Consider the following 2,523-nt stretch of genomic DNA (forward strand, 5'->3'; position numbering starts at 1 on the left):
CGCCGATGGTAGTTGGGACCTTGTCCCTGTGAGAGTAGGACGTCGCCAAGCAACTGTAAGACGAGTCAGTATGACTCGTCTTTTTTGTGTTTTAAACTTTTTATCCCGCGTTAACGGACAGTAAAACTCCCACCTCGAAATTCAGTTGGAGCAAAGAAGTTAGGCGGGAGATCAACTGTCCGTTAACGTCCGATTGGTGAGGGCTGATTGAAGTTTCGCTTTATCAGCCTCAAGTAAGTAATCCTTATTTTTTTGATCCCCTCATATTCATTTTCTTTCATTATTTTTGATGTGTAGTTTAAGATTTTCTATTTTGTTTTTTGGAGAAGTGATCTGTCGGTATGTTAAAATAGTGCAGTTGTTTTTTGAGTACTTGAATATAAGAATATTTCATTTTGGAAAAGGAGATAATATGAAAAAGATAGGTGTAATTACTATAGTAGTTTTAGTCCTTCTAGCAATTACTTATATGTTAGTTGGGAATTATTTTTATAATTATGCGTTGAATGCGAAACAAGAGAAAGAATTTTTAGAGGATAATCCTCATTTAGTAGAAACAGTGAATGCATCAGGAGGTGTGTTCGCTACAAACGAAGAAAAGGATGCGAGCTTTGTATCAAATCATAAACCTAATACACGAAACATAAATTCTTTCGATAAGTTGAAATTAACAGGTTATGAATATATGAATGAACAATCTAGCCATAAATGGGCAATTGTAGTTCATGGATATGATAGCAGGGCATCGAAAATGACGAAATATATCCGGAATTTTTATGAACAAGGTTATAACGTCATAGCGCCAGATCTTCGTGGACACGGAAATAGTGAGGGCGATTATATAGGGATGGGCTGGCACGATCGTAAAGATATTTTGATTTGGATTCAACAAATTGTAAAGAAAGACCCTAATGCTGAAATAGCACTTTTTGGTGTTTCAATGGGCGGGGCAACTGTAATGATGACTTCAGGTGAAGAGTTACCTTCTAACGTTAAAGTTATTATTGAAGATTGTGGATACTCAACTGTTATTGATGAATTTACTTATCAACTAAAAGATCTATTCCACTTGCCGAAATTTCCTGTTATGAATGCGGCAAATACAGTTACAAAGTTAAGAGCTGGATATGATTTAGAAGAAGCTTCAGCTATAAAACAAGTAGCGAAAAGTAAAACACCTATGCTATTTATTCACGGGGATGCTGATACGTTCGTTCCTTATGAAATGTTAGATGAAGTATATAATGCTGCAAAAGTAGAAAAAGAGAAATTAATTGTTCCAGGTGCTGGACATGGAGAAGCTGAGAAGATAGATTCAAATAAATATTGGAATACTGTATGGAAATTCGTAGGGAGATATATTCCAGCATAGTTAGATTTGTATATACGATAATCAGAAGGAAATGTTTTTATACTTTTGATTATCGTTTTTTCTATTTATAGATTCATTTTAGTTTGTAGTATATAAAGCGTGAAGCATAAATTTTTGAATTCCTTAGCGCCAGTGCTACAATAATTGAAAAATACATGTTAATGAGGTGTTTCTATGAAAATTGAAGTATGGTCAGATTTTGTATGCCCATTTTGCTACATTGGGAAACGTAGATTAGAGATGGCTTTAGAGCAATTTCCACATAAGAAAGATGTTGAAGTTGAGTTTAAAAGTTTTGAATTAGACCAAAATGCTCCAATCTATTCTGGAACAAGTATTAATGAAGTACTTGCATCAAAGTATGGGATTAGTATTGAAGAAGCTAAGCGTAATAATATACAACTAGGAAGTCATGCAGCTAGTATGGGTTTAAGTTTTAATTTTGATGAGATGAAGCCGACGAACACTTTTGATGCGCATCGTCTTGCGAAGTTTGCAAAGGATCAAGGGAAAGAAAAAGAGATTACGGAAAATCTACTTTTTGCATATTTCACAGAATCGAGAAATTTAAGTGATGTGGATACGCTTGCTACTATTGCTGAAGCTTCAGGTTTAGAAAAGCAAGAAGTTTTACGTGTTATTCATGATAAAAGCGCATATGCAAATGATGTTAGAATTGATGAAGCGATTGCTCAGCAATATCAAATTTCGGGAGTACCTTATTTTATTATTAATCAAAAGTATGCTATTTCAGGTGCGCAGCCACTTGAAACCTTTGTTGGTGCACTTCAGCAAGTGTGGGAAGAAGAGAATCCTGCACCTAAGTTACAAGAACTTTCTTCAGAGGGTGGAAGCGATATGTCTTGTACTGATGAAAGTTGTTCGATACCTTCAAAAGAACAATAGTTTTTATGATGGAATGGCAACCCATAGCGTGCTTTATGGGTTGCTATTCTATTCTTATAGAAAAGGCATATGAATAGATAAATTAATAGCGTAAATAGGATTTATAAAAAAATGAAGTTTTTTATAAAAACATATTGACGATTGTAGGTTAGAAGTGTAATATAGAACAAGTCGCCGATGCAATAACGCAGAACGCGGCAAAGAAAATGAAAAACTTAGTTGACATTAACTAACGAAGATGTTAA

At 34.5% G+C, this 2,523-nt stretch carries 2 protein-coding genes; both read left to right on the forward strand.

Annotated elements, in window-relative coordinates:
* The first annotated feature begins 412 nt into the window (after window positions 1-412).
* A complete protein-coding gene (locus tag MR115_RS29455; RefSeq protein WP_242243839.1) occupies window positions 413-1,372 on the forward strand; it encodes an alpha/beta hydrolase in 960 nt (319 codons plus the stop codon).
* A 174-nt stretch (window positions 1,373-1,546) separates the two neighbouring features.
* Window positions 1,547-2,278 carry a DsbA family oxidoreductase gene (locus tag MR115_RS29460; protein ID WP_242243841.1) on the forward strand — a complete coding sequence of 244 codons (732 nt, stop codon included), beginning with the start codon at window positions 1,547-1,549 and terminating at the stop codon, window positions 2,276-2,278.
* The last annotated feature ends 245 nt before the right edge of the window (window positions 2,279-2,523 follow it).

The sequence above is a fragment of the Bacillus cereus group sp. BfR-BA-01309 genome (assembly GCF_022664315.1).
GTDB lineage: Bacteria > Bacillota > Bacilli > Bacillales > Bacillaceae_G > Bacillus_A > Bacillus_A mobilis.